Below are 19,687 nucleotides of genomic sequence, written 5' to 3' on the forward strand. Positions count from 1 at the left end.
AGAACCAGATATTCACATAAAGTTACAGCGCAACAAAAAAGAGAGCCACATAAATGCGACTCTCTCTTTACTACATGTTCACCGTAAGCTTTCCCAGTACTCTATCTTGCATCTGCTCAATCGTCGCGATAGACATTTGAACAGTTGAAAACCAATAAGGTCGGTGCTTAACGTTAAATAGTTCACTATTATCTAACGCCTCGAAAACAGAATATTTTCTACCTTGAACCAAAGCTGCACCATAAACCGTTCGCTCAAGTACTGGAATGTCATTCACTTCCTCTAGAAGTGCCCTCTTGATGAACTGATTTCCAGGGCTCCAATCGATAAATTCAACGAGATTTTTTAATAGCTTAAGCTCTAGCTGCTCGACCATTGATTCAAGAAACTGTGTGTTTGGCATCACCTCAGTACAAGCATAATATTCGTCATGCTTGTCACTTGCTTCACGATAACCAAGCATCGTTTTTACCAATGCGTCTTCAAATGTTGAAGAAAAGTGGTTACAAATTAAAAACAAAGGCAGAACTCTCAACACGCCAAGTAAAATGCCTACGTTAGGATCTTTAACCGACGTTTCTTGAAGTCGAATTCGAGTCGCATTTGACGTCACGACCAAGTGTTGCCAAACCTTAGGTGTGATGTGTTTAATGTTGCCATCATTCCACTTAATCAGCTGTTGACTCATTAACAATGGGAACAATAAACGACAATTTTCTATTCCTATTTGTCGTGCTGCAACTTTTGGATCGAGAATTACCTTAGATTTCTTTCCATATTTCTCTGCAAACTCTTGATTGGAAACAAACTCGATTAAACTTGAGCTCAATGGCCTACTTTTCGCGGATATTTCATGGAGTTTGGAAAAGTTTAAAGATGGCGAATATGCAACACTAGCGAACTGATTGTAATCGGGTAAGTCTGAAAACAACGAACTTATTAAGGTACCTTGAAGCTTCTCAAGCATTAGCGCAGAAGCGGCATTGCTGACATCATCAATAACGTATCGTAAGGTTTGTTGCTTCGCGTCGACTTTCTCACGATGAGCATTAACTCTATCCTGCTCGCAGCGCAATAAAATACGTTGATTGTGAGATATGCGGTCAGATTCATCAAATATGACACTATCACAATACCTATTTTCCAAACTTAGTAACGTGTCTACTGTAGATTGTGCGAGCTTATATTCAGGTGAGATTAACCATCGATTAAAGCGAGCTTCAACATTGATTGAGACCTTCCTTGAGATCTCAACTACTTCAGGGGTATAACTTTTATTTGCTAACAACAACCGTGACTTTCCTTTGCCGTAAATGCTCTTGTATCGGCATATCCTGCCTTTATAACAAAACTAATATTAATAGAAATTAGAGATTGGTTCACGAAATTGTTTCAATAAAATTAAGGATATTTAGTTATAGTGCGTAGAGAGTAGCTAATGTGTGATATGTAGCCGGATATACTTTTCTGGAAAGCTGTATTTGAACCTTTTCTTCGTCGGTAGATGTTTTTTCGCCTGCTTGCAAACTTTACGATCTCCAGACGTTCTCACCTTTTTGATTCTTGCGTAACCTTTAGAGTGCTTCATCTCAATCATCAGATCGCAATAACCCTCGAAATCAACATTACTCTTGTTGAGCCCTTTCATGACGGTGACTTTTATCTTTTTAGCTACAGGATTAACCAATGCATCGTCGGGAAAAGCGACTGGGGATAAAAAACACAATAGGAATACTAGATATCTCATACTGCTCTCTCTTTGTTGAAGGTGAGAACAGTATGCGGAGATTTAAGGAAAATGAAGGATTAACTTAGTATGAGGATTGACCAGCTAACACGTAACTCTCAACGATTACGCTTTCTTTGAGCCTTTAGACTTAAAACCATTATGCGGGAACACGTTACGAATACGTTGCTGTACGTTTTTAGGAACATCTTTAGTGAACTTGAGATTGTAGCCAGAACGTTTTGCATACACTTTTAGCTCGCCTTTAAAGGTATTGTTATGACCAATCTCTTGAAGGTTGTGCTTAAAGCTCGGTGGAAGATGCCCTTTAACTTGTTCGATCGCCCCGTCGCTAAATTTAATTTTCAATACCGGTCGGTCGACTGCTACTAACCAAAAAACTAATACCGCACCGATTAAGATTACGTACATCATAATGTCACCACTACTGTTGATGGTTATTTATCGTCAGAAAGGAGCTTGCTTAAGTCTTCTTTGAGGCTAGTCACCGTCTTGCTGGCCTGCTCACTACGAGACGCTTCGCTAACCAAATACTCGATGGCATCTGAGAGCGTACAACCTAGCTCGTTCGCACGTTGAGATAGCTTTTCCCATACACGGTAATCAAGGTCGATTGATTTCTTCTTTGTATGAATTTGTTCAGCATTGAAGTGGCGTTTTCGCTTAGCTCTGATCGCTTGTTTAAGCTTGTTATCGAGCTCAGGAGACATGTTGTTAGATATCCACTCAAGGACACCTGTAGGTTGGTGTTCAAGCTTCAATAAGGCTTTAACAGCAACGTCAGATTCACTTGAATCTATGTGGCAGGTGATCGACTCGCCTTCTTTCCATTTTTTGACCAGATAGTTCCATTTCCAACCACATTCCAAGTTTTCAAGTTGCTGATATTTCATGTCTAATCTCGAGAGTTAATCCTAGTGACAGCGTAACCCAAAATAGGCTATTTAACAATTATGATCTTGAAAGAATAGACCAAGATCATACTTATATTAGCTTAGTGATTAGTAACTACAACATAGAGCTACAAGCGAGATCGGTTTTTCTATATACTCCCTATCTCATTATCATAATCAGAAACTTAAATGACTCAAGTAGATTGGCGACATGTTACGCCTCAGTACGACGAATATAGCGCTCAATTAGAGCAATTCCCTGACATCTCGCCTTTCCCGTTTTCAGATATTCAACATAGATTCAAAGATGCGTTAACCCGCTTTGTCCGTTTGTCTAACCTTTCGCGTGTTTTACTTGTAAACGCTCCAGACAATTCGATCTATCGTCAAATGATTGTTGAATCTCTAGTCACTGCTTTAGATGATCACACTCTACCGGTTATAAAAACTGAGTCTTTAAATGCTGTCTCTCTGTTTGACCAAGTTCAGTCAAAAGACGGTAAGGTTGTAGCGACAAAGCCCGGCCTACTGGCTAGAGCAAACAACGGCTATCTGATCGTTTCAGCAAACTTGATCTTGGCCAACCCAGGAAGCTGGTTACTGCTTAAATCAGCACTGCTTGGTGAAGCCGTAGAACCAATCAGCAGTAATCCAGAGCACTTGAACCAATCCCCGACTTTGCCTTTGACTTACAACATTAAGTTGATTGTGGTTGGAGACAGAGCTCAACTAGGTGACCTTGATTACCTGGACAGCGATATTCAAACCGGTTTTTGCCTATTTAGCGAAATTGAACAAGACATCAAGCTCTCTGAAGAGACTTTGACTCAATATCTTGGTTACCTAAAGTGGCTTCAACAACGCTATAAATTGCCAACCATCACGCAACAAGCGTTGACGGGCATTCTTACTGCCGGAGCAAGAGAGACTGAAGATCAGAGCTATATTCCATTATGCCCTATTTGGCACAATGCGTTATTGAACGAAGCTCTGATTGAAGCCGACAATGGTGAGATTGATATTCACCATATCCAACAAGCTCAACAGCACAAATATAACCGTGAATCTTACCTACCAGAACGCGCTCTTGATGATATTCGAGATGGCCAAGTCATTATCGAAACCGAGGGCGAACAAGTTGGTCAAGTTAATGGTCTGACGGTTATCGATGTTCCCGGACACCCGATCTCTTATGGTGAACCTGCTCGAATTTCCTGCGTTATTCACTTTGGTGATGGTGACATTGCTGACGTTGAGCGTAAAGCCGAACTGGGTGGTAATCTTCATGCTAAAGGTATGATGATCATGCAAGCATTTGTGAGCAGTGCACTAAACCTTGAAGACCCTTTGCCATACGCCGCTTCTGTTGTGTTTGAGCAATCGTACTGCGAAGTCGATGGCGATAGTGCTTCTCTAGCGGAACTTTGCTCTCTGGTGAGTGCTTTGTCTGAATACCCTATCAATCAACAAATAGCGGTTACTGGTGCAGTAGACCAATTTGGTCGTGTACAGGCTGTTGGCGGGCTAAACGAGAAAATCGAAGGCTTCTACCATGTGTGTAAGCACAACGGCTTAACTGGCGAACAAGGCGTGATCCTTCCTAGATCGAATTTAAGACACCTCGCACTAAAGCCTGACCTTATTGAAAGCATTAAGAATGAAGAATTCCATATTTGGTCTGTGTCTAATGTAGACGAAGCAATTCCTCTCATTATGAACAAACCATTTAGAGACGATGAACAAGAAAGCGTTCTGAGCAAAATCGCGGAACGTATTGAAAACTTTGAAAGACATGAGCACCCTATTGGAATCGTTGGACGCATTAAAAACTGGTTTGTCTAGTACTGATCGGACTTGTTTAGCGTACACCTGTTCACTAATATGCACCTATCAAAAATCGGAGTAATTGATAATGCAAAACAAACGTGATTCTTACACTCGCGAAGAGCTTCTAGCATCAAGCCAAGGCGAACTATGGCCACAAGGCCCTCAACTACCAGCACCGAACATGCTAATGATGGATCGCATCACTAAGATGTCTGAAACTGAAGGTGATTACGGTAAAGGTTTAGTTCTTGCTGAGCTGGATATTACTCCTGACCTATGGTTCTTCGATTGTCACTTCCCGGGTGACCCAGTAATGCCTGGTTGTCTAGGCCTTGACGCAATGTGGCAGCTAGTTGGTTTCTACCTTGGTTGGGTTGGCGGCGAAGGTAAAGGCCGTGCTCTAGGGGTTGGCGAAGTGAAATTCACTGGTCAAATTCTGCCAACAGCGAAAAAAGTAACTTACGAGATCCACATGAAGCGTGTTGTTAACCGTCGTCTAGTTATGGGCCTTGCGGATGGTCGCGTACTTGTTGATGGTAAAGAGATCTACGTTGCTAAAGATTTGAAAGTTGGCCTTTTCCAAGATACGTCAGCATTCTAATCTAATAGTTAGATTTTTAGTAAAGCAGCCCATGGCTGCTTTATTTTCATTCCAATAAATTTAGTTATAGTGCATTAAGGTATTCAGAACTAAGCTTGGAATAGGTTAAATCCACCAGCAAGCCCCTCTTATAATAGCGAGATTATAATAACTTTATAGCTCTGGGGATTAGCACTCTTCTGAAACTAACAAGGCTCCAGCCGTTGTAATCAACAGTCAATGGAGCCCTGACCTTTAATTCTTTGTGCCCTATCTACTTATAGAGACCTGATTGCTTGTCATCTTTGGCGTCACGCCATCCACCTAACCAATAAGACCGAGAATCCATTTGGCTATATGGGCAAGCTTCTTGCGACCGTCCATTTAAACCAGCCTTGTAACCTTGAGATTGTGCTCGTTCTAGTCGATCACGCTTTTGTCTCTTCATAGTGCAGTCCTCATACGGGTGTTCCATTTACTAACATACAATGATTACAACTTTGCGGAGTTTTTGTGACTCCAGCTTTAAGAATCGATCAAATTTTCACTTTTCTCAAGGCGAAAAAAAGCCCGAGTTCAGAATTGTGAACTCGGGCTCAAGAGGTAAAATTATTTAAATTTTCTGCGGAACCCTAACAGACCAAGCACAGTCAAAGTTAACCAACCTAGGCTACCACCTTGACGATCAACCTTCTCTGAGTCGGCACTTCGAGTTTGGATATTAGCTTGCGTTGCACCTGCAATAGGTACAAGCTTAACCGCTACAACCTCTTCTACCGCGTTAGATGACGCGCCTGCACAATATGAGTTGTGAGACGTTGTATCGTAGGCTTGTTCCTTGTCTCCTCTACCATCTCCATTTGTGTCAATCATACACTTGATAGCTGTTGCTGAGATTACACCAGCATCATTAATGTCAGTAGCATCAATAATTCGAAACTTGTTGTTCTCTCCAGACACGTTGCCGTCATTTGTTAGATCATCTAACCACCAAGCTTGGCCGTTAAAGATGTCTACACGACGCTCATCTATAGAGGAATCAACATTGTACGGGTAGATAAAGCCTCTGTGTCTACGCTCACTTCCGTCTACTTCACGAGTCGTTTCCGCATCGATCTGACCAACAAACTCATTGAAGTTGTTTACCGCTTTAGCTTCACCGCTAGAGCCGCCAAAGAAGATACCACCAGTCAAAAAGTCTGCTTCAGGTTCTGCTGCATTTTCAACAACAAAGATCTTATTGCCTGCGCTGCCACTCTCTGGCACATAACCGTTACGCTTGGCATAGCCAACAGCAAACAAGTTATCGTTGATATCGGTCGCTACAGAGTTACTGTATTTCGCATCATCGTTAGATGACCCAGATTTGACTTCAGCACCACTAATAACTTTCGTTGTCCAGGAACCTGAAATATCTAATGAGTCACTCACAAAGACACTAGCATTCATGTCTTGAAGATCGCCACTGCCATCAACTGTGTTATAGCCTACACCATAAAAAACAGAGTTTGACGTATCAATTACAATTGACCGCATGCTGCCTTGGGCAAAGTAGTCACCTTGTTGGGCGTTGCCACCTCTAACCCAATCGATTTCCTTTGTATCAGTTCCATCCCAGATTGCTGCTTTTGAACTAAATGTTGTATCCGATGTGCCTGTTTTAGGCCCTTCCGTAGATACACTACCTACGTTATAAACAGTACCGCTTACCGTTATCGCTTTCCAAGCACGAGTTTCTGAACTTCCGGCAGGCGCAGCTGTTGTCGTAAACAGTGCATTATTGCGAATGTCACCTTCAGATTTAATTCCCACTGGTTTAGCATCATCATCTAGAGAATTGATTACCGTATTACGAGTCTCAAAAGCATCACCACCTTCTACAAACGCTTTTGCATTTACATAACTTAGGTCGTTTCGTTCCTTACTCCAAGTATCATTCCAGCGATTTTCTGCCCAACTTTCACACGTAGAGTATCGCAACTCTCGATAACAATAGTTTTCGAAATCATCGCGCTCTTGGATGTATTGAAATGGAGCGTCCATCGCGAATGGAACTTCTTCACGATAACTGACAGCTTCAAGTGTATCGCGAGTTTCACCAGCAAGCTCAAATGTATTATCAGCACAGTTGGTCGCGGCAGAATCAAAACATCCTAGTGCAAGATCATTCGTTCCGTCTGAAGCGGAACCCGGCTTAATAGCTACACCAAAGATTTCAGAAGCGCCAGTAATCGAAGGAGTAACTTCCACTACCTTATAAAGCGCAGCGTTCGCGTTAGTTGCAGAAAAAACTAATGCTGCAACTGTTGTTAATTTAAATTTAGTACAAGTCATTATTACTTCTTAACTTTCCTGTTGTAGTGCCTCGAGCTCTTCCCAGCGCTCAAAAGCAACTTCAAGCTCCTGCTCTGCTGCAGATAGCTTATCTAATACTGGTTGTGTCTGCTCTACAGATTTTGAAAAGAAGCTTGGATCGTTGACTTCTTCCTGAAGAGTTTCAATTTGAGTTTCCAATTCTTCTAAACGCATTGGTAGCGCTTCTAGTTCTCGTTGTAGCTTATACGATAACTTCTTAGGTTTAGCCTTAACTGGCGCAGTTTTGGGAGTTTCCTCAACTACTTTCTCAGGCTTTGATGGCTTTTCAACCTGTCGGTACTCTAATGCTTGCTTTCTTTGCTGCTGAGCATCGTGATAGCCACCAACAAATTCTTCAATCACACCGTCACCTTCGAAGATCCAACTTGTCATAACCGTGTTATCAACAAACTGACGATCGTGGCTCACTAAAAGAAGCGTACCCTGATAGTTGGCAAGCAAATCTTCTAAAAGTTCCAAAGTTTCGATATCTAGATCGTTGGTTGGCTCATCGAGAATCAATAAGTTGTTCGACTTAAGGAAGATACGAGCTAATAACAGACGGTTTTTCTCACCACCAGATAGTGCCTTAACAGGAGTACGAGCACGTTTTGGTGAGAATAAGAAATCTTGTAAGTAGCTTAGTGCATGACGCTCACGGCCGCCTACTGTCACTTCTTGCTTACCGTCCGCTAGGTTATCAATTACAGACTTCTCAGGGTCTAGGATTTCACGGTATTGGTCGAAGTAAGCGACTTCAAGCTTAGTACCACAATGCAGACGACCTGAATCAGGCTTAAGCTGGTCAAGAAGCAGTTTAAGCACCGTACTCTTACCACAACCGTTAGGACCAATCAGAGCGATACGATCGCCACGCATAATGTTAAAGCTAAAGTCCTTAACAATTTCTTTGCCTTCAAAGCCAAAGTTAAGATTCTCAGCTTCAAATACAATCTTGCCTGAACGCTGACCATCGTCGATTTGGATAATCGCTTTGCCCTGCACTTCACGACGATTCAAACGTTCTTCACGTAGCTTCTTAAGCGCACGTACGCGGCCTTCGTTACGAGTTCTACGAGCTTTAATGCCCTGACGAATCCATACTTCTTCTTGAGCAAGCTTCTTATCGAATTCAGCGTTTTGCATCTCTTCGACACGTAACGCTTCTTCTTTATCTAACAGGTAGTTTTCGTAATCGCCAGGGAACGAGCTCAACTTACCACGATCAAGATCAACAATGCGTGTTGCCATCGATTTGATGAAAGCACGGTCATGCGAAATAAAGATGATTGAACCACGGAAGTCTTTCAGGAAGCCTTCTAACCATTCGATTGTCGCAACATCCAAGTGGTTAGTCGGTTCGTCGAGTAGAAGCACGTCTGGGTCACATACAAGCGCACGAGCAAGCGCCGCTTTACGTTGCCAACCACCAGACAAATCGGTCAGTTTTGTTTCAGCCGTGAGTTTAAGCGCCGCCATTACGTTACTTACGCGATCTTCAAAGCGCCATGCATTCGCATGATCCAACTGCTCTTGCACACGAGTAAGACGATTTAAGTTCTTTTCGCTAGGGTCAGTACCAATGAGATCCAGAAGATCATGATAGATCTTCAATTGCTCGCCGATTTCCGCTAGGCCACCAGCAACGTAATCATAAACGGTGCCTTCTTCATTACGCGGTGGATCTTGCTCAAGGCGAGATACAACCACATCTTGTGTGATTTGCATCTTGCCGTCGTCCATGATGATGTTCCCAGACAGGATTTTCATCAATGTAGACTTACCAGCGCCATTGCGCCCTACTAAACACACACGTTCGTTTTCTTGCAGTGCAAAGTCTGCACGATCTAATAACGGGTGATCGCCAAACGCTAATTGCCCGTTATTAATTGTAAGTAATGCCATTCTTCTTTAACCAATCATTAAGTTCTAACAAGCCAAATGGCCAGTTAAGCTCTGAGCTTTGAGAAAGGTCAGAGCTTTCAAATTTGAGCACCGGAATAGTGACCCCGTAACGGGAAAAGAGCTCATCATCAAATGCAATGTCGACAACGTTGACGTGATGGCTAATGTTTAACTGTTCCGTGAGTTGGAATGCCATCTCACATAGATGGCACCCTTCTGTACTGTAGAGAGTCAGCACTATATATCCTTATACAATCTCTTAACTACTTATGAGTAATCAACCAGCAGTTATGAATGTGCTTATTGCGAGAGAAGTCCAATGGAAGCGTCTTAGCTGAGATATTCTGAGCTTTAAGACCTAACGCTTCCAGACCTTCTAGATCCATTTTGAAGTGACGTTTGTTGTTAGAGAACACAATCGTGCCTTCTTCACGAAGAAGACGCTTAAGGTTTTCCATCAACTGAATGTGATCACGTTGAACATCGAAAGATTGATCCATACGCTTAGAGTTTGAGAACGTAGGTGGATCAATAAAGATCAGGTCGTAAGAACCCTGCTCTTTAACCAGCCATTGCAAGCAGTCAGCTTGAACAAATTGATGTTGACGACCAACACGGCCATTAAGCTCCATGTTCTGCTTTGCCCACTCAAGGTAGGTATTCGACATATCAACCGTTGTTGTAGAGCGTGCGCCACCGACTGCAGCATGAACAGATGCACTGCCCGTGTAAGCAAACAGGTTTAGGAAGTCTTTACCTGCGGCCATCTCACCGATACGACGACGAGTGATCTTATGATCTAGGAATAAACCCGTATCTAGGTAATCATGAAGATTAACAATCAGCTTAACGCCGTATTCGTTCACTTCTAGGTTAGATGAGTCTTGAGCCATCTTCTGGTATTGAGAACGGCCTTTCTGCTTCTGACGAACTTTAAGAACCACGTTGTTTGCTTCAACGCCCGTAACTTGAATAGAAGCACGGATAATATCGGTTAAGCGACGTTTAGCCTTCTCTTCCGGTACATCTTTAGGCGCTGCGTATTCTTGAATCACAAGATGACCTGGGTATACGTCAATCGCTACATTGTATTCTGGTAAGTCAGCATCGTAGATACGGTAACAATCTAATTGCTCTTTCTTAGCCCACTTGCCAATTTTACCGATGTTCTTTTTAAGACGGTTTGCAAAGTCAGGAGCAATCAGCTGTTCTTGCTCGCCTGTTGGACGCTCTGACATCGAACGATCTGAAATTGAGTAGTTCTTTTGGTGACACGGTAACGCACCGTTGTTCAATTTGAACTGTTTGTCTGCACGCATGCGTAGGCAGCTCAGTAGTTCGTCTGAACTAGAGAAGATAGACGCGTTACAACCGCCAAATTCCGCTTTGAGCTGCGCACCGAATGCCGTGTAAAGTGCAATAAGGCCCGGCTCTGTACCAAGACGCTCACCATAAGGTGGGTTAGAAACAATCACACCATCAGTAAACTCGGTAGGACGCTTAAGTTTCGCAGCATCACCTACTTCGAATTCAATCAACTCTTCAACACCAGCACGACGAGCATTGTCACGCGCTGTTTTGATCATGCGTTCGTCATTGTCATAGCCATAGAACTTACATTCTACTTTCTTAACGCCACGACGACCTTGAACATTCGCTTCAGCTTTCACTTCAGCCCAAAGCTCTGGCTCAAAATCTTCTAATGATTCGAAACACCACTTCTGGCGTTTAACACCTGGAGCCATGTTTGCAGCCATCATTGCCGCTTCAATCACTAACGTACCTGAACCACACATAGGGTCTAGGAAAGGCTTAGTCGCATCCCAACCACTACGAAGAAGAATCGCTGCTGCAAGTGTTTCACGCAGAGGTGCACGACCTGATTCTGGACGGTAACCACGTTGGTGAAGACCGCTGCCCACCATATCAACACCAAGAATCGCTTTATCACGGTGTAGACGAACGTGAATTCGAATGTCTGGGTTCTCTTTGCTGATAGAAGGACGAGGTAGAGACTTCTTCTCGAAACAATCAACAACGGCATCTTTTACTTTCATCGCACCGTATTGGCTATTGCGGATTTCGTTGTTCGTACCATTGAAGTCAACAACAAAACGTTTAGAGCTATGGAATTGATTTACCCAGTTAACCGCAGTGGTTGATAGGTACAAATCCATGTCGTCCATACAAGTGAATTCAGAAAGGACACGTACAAATCGAGAAGCCAAACGGCTCCACAAACAACAACGATAAATTTGCTCATTGGTGGCTTTGAATTTAACACCTGCTTGAACAGGTTTTGCGTTTGTAATCCCTAGTTGGGTTAGTTCTTCAACTAATAAATTCTCAAGGCCATTTGAGGTAACCGCTAGATATTGATTCATAGTGTTCTTTTATTGATAAAAATGAGCTCGATTATACCTGAATTTGTTACTAGAGCATCACACTAAACTCGTCTTTTCATTGAATCTTTCTTCTAACTGGCTAGCAAACGCACAGTGTTGAAGCGATCGCTTACCCACATCCCCTTAGAACATAAGACTTATCAAACCAACACGATTCATGAGCAAATCCCCGCCAAAGCGACAATGTGAATTTATATTCACCCTCAATTTGGTATATACCAAATGCAAATTAAGGGTGAAAGTTAGCTACAAAAGGACCAAAACAGGGAATAAAGATGGGTAAATTATACTTCTGGCGATAAAAACAGGCAGAAATTAAGGTGAAAAAATAGTCGTAAGTTCACTATTTAAATGGTTAGGCAGTGATGTATTTATCAGGGTGAGGTTTTTTAGGCACAAAAAAATCGGCTAATGAGCCGATTTTGGGGAAGATTTGACAGGTTGATGCGTTGCGATGTGTGTGGGAGATTATGGACTAGATTGAAGGCTAACCGACCATCGCGATGTGCGTTTGATGAAGAATAGCGTTCGCGTCTATCATTCTATCGTGCATGACCTTAATCGAGTCGCCAAAGCGTAACCCTTTTGAAGGTGTAAGCAGAAACTCTTCTAGGTCGACAAATGCACATAGGCTCGCACACTCTCCCACTTCTAATACAATGAAATACCCTAAGCTATGCTCGTTATTCATTTGTACGATATCCCCTTCTTGAGGGTATTCGTGGCCAGCGCCCTGTGAGTCGAAGAACCAACTCTTAGGCTGTACAGGCTTGTGGAAGCGCTTTGCTGCCACGCAATAAAGCGCGAGTTCAGCTTGGCGAGGCTCAGACAGTTCTAAGCCAGAAATTTGTTCTTTGAAGGTTTGGTATGAAGATGCGTCATCAACGGTGAATTCATTATCTCTAAACGCGCAGTCCACCAGCTTATTGCGGACCAGATTCGTTTTGAAAATCATATCCTCTCCGAGGTTTAGCATTAATGAACATTGCTGCTCATCGTAATACCAACTCCATGTATCGCTAGGTTTAAGCATCATTTCGTCTCACACTGTTGAACCATTCCATTAGGTAAAACGCAAAATTACCTTCAATTACAGTAATTTTACTGAGCAATAGGCAAAAAAAAAGAGGAAATGAATTCCTCTTTCTTATCGCTTTTCTCTACAACTCAGTGAGTTACAGTGTCTCTTTTAGTAAGACGATGCCAGATTGTCGCTTTTCAAAAATAAAAGCAATTTTCAGCTTATAGATTTTTAACGATGTCGCCAACTAGGCCTGGACCTTTGTAGATGAAACCAGAGTAAACTTGTACAAGCTTCGCGCCTGCCATCATTTTCTCTTTTGCAGCAACATACGAGTCAACACCACCTACTCCAATGATCGGCAGTTTGTCACCAAGCTCTTCGTGAAGTTTGCGAACTACTTCAGTGCTGCGAGATTGAACTGGACGTCCACTTAGGCCACCCGTTTCATCGCAATGTTTCATGCCTTCAACGATTGAACGATCCAATGTTGTGTTTGTTGCGATCACACCATCGATCTTATTTTTGATCAATGATTCACAAATTTGGCAAATTTCGTCGTCGCTTAGATCCGGAGCAATCTTAAGAGCAAGAGGCACATATTTACCATACTTCTCTTCCAGTTCAGATTGTTTCGTTTTAAGTTCAGACAATAGATCGTCTAGAGCTTCACCGTATTGTAGCGAACGAAGTCCTGGAGTGTTTGGTGAAGAGATGTTCACAGCAATGTAACCAGCGTATTGATATACCTTCTCCATACAGATCAAGTAATCTTCAGCGCCCTTTTCAATAGGTGTGTCTTTGTTCTTACCGATGTTAATGCCTAAGATGCCATCGTAGTTCGACTTCTTAACATTCTCAACAAGGTTATCGACGCCTAGGTTGTTAAAACCCATACGGTTGATAATGCCTTCAGCTTCAATAAGACGGAATAAACGAGGTTTGTCGTTACCCGCTTGTGGACGTGGAGTCACTGTTCCTACTTCTACGAAACCAAAACCCATTGCGCCAAATGCATCAATACATTCGCCGTTTTTATCTAGGCCGGCAGCTAAGCCAACTGGGTTTTTAAAAGTAAGACCCATGCACTCTACAGGTCGGTGAGGTAATTGTTGGCGATACAAAAGATCAATAGGTGTGCCTGTGAAGCGCTTGAAATTTTGAATTGCAAGATCATGTGCCTTTTCGGCATCAAGTTGGAAAAAGCCAGTTCTGGCTAGACGGTAAAGCATTGTGCCTCCGATAGAAAAAAGCCCCGTGTAAACGGGGCGATATTATTTACTTATTTACCGAACTATTCAATCTATTACTGTCTGTAAGGGTAAGATAATCGAGTTTACTAACGAATGAGGTTCATTATTAAGCAAACGTTATCGTTTCTTCAAGTTATTAAGCTATTTCTAATCTCAACCTTAGTACAGCCGCCAGCTCACTTAACAACAAACAACGTGTGCGTCGAAGTTTATTCTTCAAAAGTCGTTAGGCCTATTGTTTCCACTTTACCGAAACGAAAAAGGCAGACCTTGTGGCCTGCCCTTATAGTTTTTGTCTTATCTAGTGACTAGTCTTTCGACATGCAGTTTAGATTCAACAGCATCAATTCACGCAGTGCTACTGAGAACTTAGCAAACTCATGAACAGAACCCACTTTGAATTCGTTTAAGATGCTTTCCCAACGATGTAGAGAAACAGAGTTACTTTCCATCCAGTCATCAAGCGCTTTAATCACATCGATGTCTGAAGCACAACCACAGTTAAGTACTTGGCCAGTTAACTGACGTTGCTGCCAATCCAGATCTTCTCTGAATGCTGCACGCGCCAGTGCTTGCCAGTTGTTGTCTACAGCTTGGCTATTGATTTGCTTCAAGAACCAGTGCAGTGACAAACGGTCGCCAAGGTTGAAGTAAAGCTTAGACGCTTGTTGTACTGTTTTACCTGTTTCACGAGCTACTGTGGATATATCCAGTGCTGAGTACAGGCTAGACAAACGAGCCACTGAATTAGCCAACTCAGCGTTTACACCTTGGTCAATCCAAAGTTGAGCCATTGCTTGATGCTCCTCTACTTCTGAAGCTACTAGGTTTTCGTCCAGTTTTTCAGTAATCGCAGCCACATCACCTTGGTAAAGCTCAATTAATGCATTCACTGACTGTTTACCGGTACGGTTTCTTAGCAACCAGCGAGCTAGACGACGAAGCGTACGACGTACATGGTAAAGCAATTCGTATTGAGCTTCAGAACTTGAGATGTTGTCCAGTTCACGAATGCTCTTCAATACCTTACCCAAACCGTAGATTTCACGTGATGCCGCGTAAGCATTCGCAATATCAACGATATTTGCGCCCGTCTCTTCTTGCAAGCGAGTCACGAAGTTACAGCCCATCTCGTTAACCATTTGGTTAGCAAGCGCAGTCGCAATGATCTCTGCACGCAGTGGGTGGTTATCCATGTGTTGAGAGTAGTTACGGCGTAACTCTGTTGGGAAGTATTGCATCAATTGTTGAGTATGGAACTCATCATTCGCAATATCATCACTCACAAGATCTTCTTTTAGAACCATTTTACCGTAAGCGATCAATACTGATAGCTCTGGTCTTGTTAGTGCTTGACCTTGCTTCTCACGCTCTAGCAGCGTTTCGTCATCTGGGATGTATTCCAAACCACGGTCTAAATACCCTGCTTTTTCCATAGTGTGGATAAAGCGGATTTGCTCTTTCACTAAGCCAACACCTTGATGCTCAGTAACAGAAATAGACTCAGCTTGGCAGTAAGCGTCGTCTAGTACGATTTCGCCTACTTCGTCTTCCATAGATTCAAGAACTTGGTTACGTTGCTTAACGGTTAGATCACCATTAGACACCAAGCCATTCAAGAAGATCTTAATGTTAACTTCGTTATCCGAGCAATCTACACCGCCAACGTTATCAACAAAGTCAGTATTAACTCGACCGCCCGTTAGAGCGTATTCAATACGACCCAACTGAGTCATACCCAAGTTACCACCTTCACCAACAACCTTAGCTTTCAGGTCACGGCCGTCGATACGTAGCACGTCATTGGCACGGTCACCCACATCGGTATGGGTCTCACTAGAAGACTTAACGTAAGTACCAATACCGCCGTTCCAAAGTAGATCAACCTTCATAGACAAGATCGCTTTGATCAAGTCATTGGGTGCCATTGATGCTTTCTTGGTGCCCAGCATTTTCTGAATTTCAGGTGTTAGAGAGATAGACTTCGCTCGACGAGAGAAGATGCCACCACCCTGAGAAATCAGCTCTTTATTGTAATCTTCCCAGCTTGAGCGAGGCAGATTAAACAGACGGTCACGCTCTACCCAGCTTGATGCTGATTCTGGATTCGGGTCAATGAAGATGTGCATGTGGTTAAACGCAGCTTGTAAGCGAATGTGCTTAGATAGCAACATACCGTTACCAAATACGTCGCCTGCCATATCACCTACACCAATTGCAGTGAAGTCTGTGCTTTGACAGTTGATACCCATTTCGCGGAAGTGACGTTTAACCGATTCCCAGCCACCTTTCGCCGTGATACCCATGGCTTTGTGGTCGTAACCGTTAGAGCCACCCGATGCAAACGCATCACCTAACCAGAAGTTGTACTCTTCAGCTACTGAGTTCGCTAGATCTGAGAATGTCGCGGTGCCTTTATCGGCAGCAACAACCAAGTAAGGGTCATCTTCATCGTGACGAACAACGCTCTTAGGTGGGATAACCTCACCTTCAATGATGTTGTCTGAAACGTCTAGCAATGCACGGATGAAGCGCTTGTAACAACGTTGGCCTTCAGCAAAGATCTCGTCTCGGCCAGACATCATGTGTTGACGCTTACAAACGAAACCACCTTTAGCGCCAACCGGTACGATAACCGTGTTCTTAACTTGTTGCGCTTTAACTAGGCCTAGAATCTCAGTACGGAAGTCCTCTTGACGGTCTGACCAACGTAAACCACCACGTGCTACTTTACCGCCACGTAGATGCACACCTTCAATATCTGGTGCGTAAACGAAGATCTCAAACGCAGGAACCGGCGCTGGGATATCTGGAATCTCGCTTGGTCTCATTTTCAGAGCCAACCAAGGTTTAGACTGCTTGTTCTCGTCTACTTGGTAGTAGTTAGTACGAAGCGTTGCAGTGATCATTTCCATGTAGCGACGAATGATACGATCATCATCCAAGCTTTCTACATGATCTAATTGTTCAGTGATCTTCTTAATAAGATCTTGTTGGCCTTTCACGCTGCCCTTCAGTTTCGGGTCAAAACGCTTGCCGAATAGGCTCACTAACCCTTTCGCTAACTCTGGGTAATGAGACAATGTGTCTTCAATGTATTGTTGGCTGAATGGGAAACCAACTTGACGCATGTAGCGAGCATAAGCACGTAAGATTGAGATTTCACGGCCAGAAAGACCAGCGCCCAATACCAAGCGGTTGAAACCATCGCTGTCTAACTCTCCCGCCCAAATTGCTGCGAACGCTTGTTGGAAAAGATCGCGCGCTTCGCGAAGATCGATAGTCTTATCGCTCTTGTGCAACATCGAGAAATCAAGGATCCAGTATGTCACACCATTAGTTTTACGCACTTCATAAGGTGATTCACCGATAACGCGTAGGCCGAAGTTTTCAAGCATTGGCATCACATCAGAAAGGTGAATTGGCTCATCGCTGTGGTAGAACAACTTCAAACGAACTGCTTTAGAATCTGCCGCCTCTTCTTGAGGACGGTAGAAAAGCATACCCAATTTGTTGTCTTCACTTAGTGCTTCTAAACGTTCAATATCCGCAACTGCAGAACCTGGCATCATGTCTTCTTTGTACGAACGTGGGAATGCACGCATGTACTCTTTCGACAATGGAAGCCCTTTGCTCTCACCGAAGTTTGCAATGATTGATTCAGACAGGCGGTCATCCCACGTAGACGATACTTCCATTAAATTTTGCTCAATTGTTTTCACGTCCACATCCATGTTGTTGTTATCAACACGAACAATATAGTGCGTTCTCGCCAGTGGGCTTTCAGAGAAGTAAGTTGTGAATTCAACCTCTTCTTCACAACCAAAGTACTGCTTCAAGATGCGTTGTGTTTGGCGACGAAGCTCAGTGTTGTAACGATCTTTTGTTACGTAAACCATGCAGCTAAAGAAACGGCCAAACGGGTCTTTGCGAACGAACAGACGCAGAAGATCGCGATCTTGCATTTGTACTACGCCAGTACCCACTTCAAGTAACTCTTCTTCTCGAGCTTGAAGCAATTCATCACGTGGGTAGTTTTCAAGAATGTTGTGCAGTGCTTTGTAAGAGTATGAACCCTCACGGTAACCACTCGCGTCTAAGATTCGGTCTACTTTCTCACGAACAAGAGGAATCGTTTCAACGGTTTGGTTATAAACAGCAGACGTGTAAAGACCAGTAAAGCGGTGCTCACCAATGACCTTACCGTTCTTATCGAACTTCTTAATACCGATGTAATCGTTGTAAGCTGGGCGGTGAATGCGTGAAGCCGTGTTGCCCTTGGTTACAATAAGTACATAAGGCTTTTTCGCTTCAAGGCGTGCCGAATCAGAAAACTCAGACAACTTAACGTTACGTACACGATCTGAATTCGCAAACAAACCAAGACCTTGCTCCTTGGTCGGTTGCAGTTCAGTGTCGCCGTTAACTGAAACTAGGTCATATTCCTTATAACCCATGAATGTGAAGTTGTGTTCACCTAACCAACGAAGAAAAGCCAACGTTTCATCAAAGCGCTGGCCGTCTACTGGAATGGTCTCTTTTTGCTGTTCAACTTGATTGGTCACTTCTTCAAGTCTTTCAACCATCTTCAACCAATCGTTCACGACTAAGCTCGTGTCGGTAAATATATCCAGCAGTTCCGTTTTAAGCGCTGTCATTTCAGCTTTGCTGCTAAGACGGTCAACTTCTATATGGAAAAGCGATTGGAATGCACCTTCGTTATTGCTAACACCGACAACACTGCCCTTATCTGAGCGAGAGATTTGTGTTGGGTTATGAAGCATAAGGTGAGAAGAAAGGTCTAGGCGAGTCAATGCCATTTTTACAGAATCAACAAGGAATGGGCTGTCTGGAACGACTATCTCAACGATAGTGTGAGTAGACTGCCAACCTTGACGACTTACCGTCGGGTTGAAAACGCGTACAGAGATTTCGTCGGCTTTCTTTTCATTGATGTGATGCCATAAGCTAACTACAGCACCATATAAATCGGATTCGTTTCTCTGAGTCAGATCGTCGTGAGAAACGTTACTAAACAAGTGTTGAGCAAGTTGAGTTACGAGAGGTCGATGAGCAAGGTCAAGTTTGTCTTGAATCAGCTTGTAAACTTTTTCAAGTAAAACTGGAACCACAGTTTCACGTGCGGTCATAGTCACACTCCACAATTAGAATTATATTTTATTATTAGGGGGATCACTTAATCTGGTGTTTGAAACGTGCCGTTGAGCGCTTTTCTACTAACGAGTTAAGCAAAGGTAATGCATTCATTTATTGTAAAAGCATTATTGAAAAATAGTTAATTGTTTTGGAGGTGGTAAGAGGTGAAATGTTTGATTATGTGATTAAGATTCCTTTTAACTCACTAGGCACGCCAAGGTTTACAGAGCTTCCAACTTAATAAACTTATTTTTTTGGTCAGTTGTCAGCCTAAACTGTCCTCTAACCCCTATTTGTGTAAGAAATGGTCTGAATCGAGTTGCAGGTAACTGTAAACGTAAACCTGTTGTTGTTATCACTTGAACTTTACTTGCCGCACCAGAATAGCTGGCTAAAAACTGCTGATATGAGATGTTAAGTTGGAAAATATAGCGATTCATACGATACCTGTATAAATATACAGTGCCAGTGTTTTTTGGCACTTTAGAATGTCTGACGGTGAAGCTGAGCTTGAAACTGAACTTAAAACTGCTCTAGCTTATCG

15 protein-coding genes are annotated in these 19,687 nt (G+C 43.0%); 2 read left to right on the forward strand and 13 right to left on the reverse strand.

The window, feature by feature from the left end; translation table 11 throughout:
• Window positions 1-70: 70 nt before the first annotated feature.
• The 4 genes from OCV19_RS08440 to matP form a co-directional block, all read right to left on the reverse strand.
• Window positions 71-1,291: a hypothetical protein gene (locus tag OCV19_RS08440; protein WP_065677499.1), complete on the reverse strand. Its 1,221-nt coding sequence runs from the start codon at window positions 1,289-1,291 to the stop codon at window positions 71-73.
• A 144-nt stretch (window positions 1,292-1,435) separates the two neighbouring features.
• Window positions 1,436-1,747 (reverse strand): hypothetical protein, encoded by a 312-nt coding sequence (locus tag OCV19_RS08445; RefSeq protein WP_065677500.1) that lies wholly within the window; start codon window positions 1,745-1,747, stop codon window positions 1,436-1,438.
• Between the two features lie 105 nt (window positions 1,748-1,852).
• Window positions 1,853-2,161 (reverse strand): DUF3634 family protein, encoded by a 309-nt coding sequence (locus OCV19_RS08450; protein WP_017059672.1) that lies wholly within the window; start codon window positions 2,159-2,161, stop codon window positions 1,853-1,855.
• Between the two features lie 23 nt (window positions 2,162-2,184).
• On the reverse strand, window positions 2,185-2,640 hold the full coding sequence (gene matP, locus OCV19_RS08455; RefSeq protein WP_065677501.1) for a macrodomain Ter protein MatP: 456 nt from the start codon (window positions 2,638-2,640) through the stop codon (window positions 2,185-2,187).
• Between the two features lie 189 nt (window positions 2,641-2,829).
• Between matP and OCV19_RS08460 the strand changes: the two genes are divergently transcribed.
• Window positions 2,830-4,482 carry an AAA family ATPase gene (locus OCV19_RS08460; protein WP_050649901.1) on the forward strand — a complete coding sequence of 551 codons (1,653 nt, stop codon included), beginning with the start codon at window positions 2,830-2,832 and terminating at the stop codon, window positions 4,480-4,482.
• Window positions 4,483-4,552: 70 nt separating this feature from the next.
• Window positions 4,553-5,068, forward strand: coding sequence for a bifunctional 3-hydroxydecanoyl-ACP dehydratase/trans-2-decenoyl-ACP isomerase (fabA, locus tag OCV19_RS08465; protein ID WP_017059675.1), 516 nt, complete (start codon window positions 4,553-4,555; stop codon window positions 5,066-5,068).
• Window positions 5,069-5,321: 253 nt separating this feature from the next.
• Here fabA and rmf read toward each other — a convergent pair whose 3' ends face one another.
• The 9 genes from rmf to OCV19_RS08510 all read right to left on the reverse strand — a co-directional run bounded on the left by rmf (window position 5,322) and on the right by OCV19_RS08510 (window position 19,583).
• Entirely contained in the window at window positions 5,322-5,495 is a 174-nt protein-coding gene (rmf, locus tag OCV19_RS08470) for a ribosome modulation factor (RefSeq protein WP_017059676.1), read from the reverse strand.
• Window positions 5,496-5,656: 161 nt separating this feature from the next.
• Window positions 5,657-7,381, reverse strand: coding sequence for a DUF3466 family protein (locus OCV19_RS08475; RefSeq protein WP_065677502.1), 1,725 nt, complete (start codon window positions 7,379-7,381; stop codon window positions 5,657-5,659).
• A gap of 9 nt (window positions 7,382-7,390) precedes the next feature.
• On the reverse strand, window positions 7,391-9,307 hold the full coding sequence (locus OCV19_RS08480) for an ABC transporter ATP-binding protein (RefSeq protein ID WP_065677503.1): 1,917 nt from the start codon (window positions 9,305-9,307) through the stop codon (window positions 7,391-7,393).
• Window positions 9,288-9,545, reverse strand: a complete 258-nt coding sequence (locus OCV19_RS08485; protein WP_083994395.1) for a glutaredoxin family protein — start codon at window positions 9,543-9,545, stop codon at window positions 9,288-9,290. Before OCV19_RS08485 ends, OCV19_RS08480 begins: the two co-directional genes overlap by 20 nt.
• A 25-nt stretch (window positions 9,546-9,570) precedes the next feature.
• Window positions 9,571-11,691 carry a bifunctional 23S rRNA (guanine(2069)-N(7))-methyltransferase RlmK/23S rRNA (guanine(2445)-N(2))-methyltransferase RlmL gene (rlmKL, locus tag OCV19_RS08490; RefSeq protein ID WP_065677505.1) on the reverse strand — a complete coding sequence of 707 codons (2,121 nt, stop codon included), beginning with the start codon at window positions 11,689-11,691 and terminating at the stop codon, window positions 9,571-9,573.
• A 508-nt stretch (window positions 11,692-12,199) separates the two neighbouring features.
• A complete protein-coding gene (locus OCV19_RS08495) occupies window positions 12,200-12,748 on the reverse strand; it encodes a cell division protein ZapC (RefSeq protein ID WP_017059680.1) in 549 nt (182 codons plus the stop codon).
• Between the two features lie 206 nt (window positions 12,749-12,954).
• The gene (gene pyrD / locus OCV19_RS08500) at window positions 12,955-13,965 is read right to left on the reverse strand and encodes a quinone-dependent dihydroorotate dehydrogenase (RefSeq protein WP_065677506.1); all 1,011 of its coding nucleotides are present in this window, start codon (window positions 13,963-13,965) and stop codon (window positions 12,955-12,957) included.
• Window positions 13,966-14,294: 329 nt separating this feature from the next.
• Window positions 14,295-19,136, reverse strand: coding sequence for an NAD-glutamate dehydrogenase (locus tag OCV19_RS08505; protein ID WP_065677507.1), 4,842 nt, complete (start codon window positions 19,134-19,136; stop codon window positions 14,295-14,297).
• A 228-nt stretch (window positions 19,137-19,364) separates the two neighbouring features.
• Window positions 19,365-19,583, reverse strand: a complete 219-nt coding sequence (locus OCV19_RS08510) for a DUF2835 domain-containing protein (RefSeq protein ID WP_004733645.1) — start codon at window positions 19,581-19,583, stop codon at window positions 19,365-19,367.
• Between the last annotated feature and the right edge of the window lie 104 nt (window positions 19,584-19,687).

Origin of the sequence: Vibrio celticus (assembly GCF_024347335.1) — a bacterium.
GTDB classification, from domain to species: Bacteria; Pseudomonadota; Gammaproteobacteria; order Enterobacterales; family Vibrionaceae; genus Vibrio; species Vibrio celticus.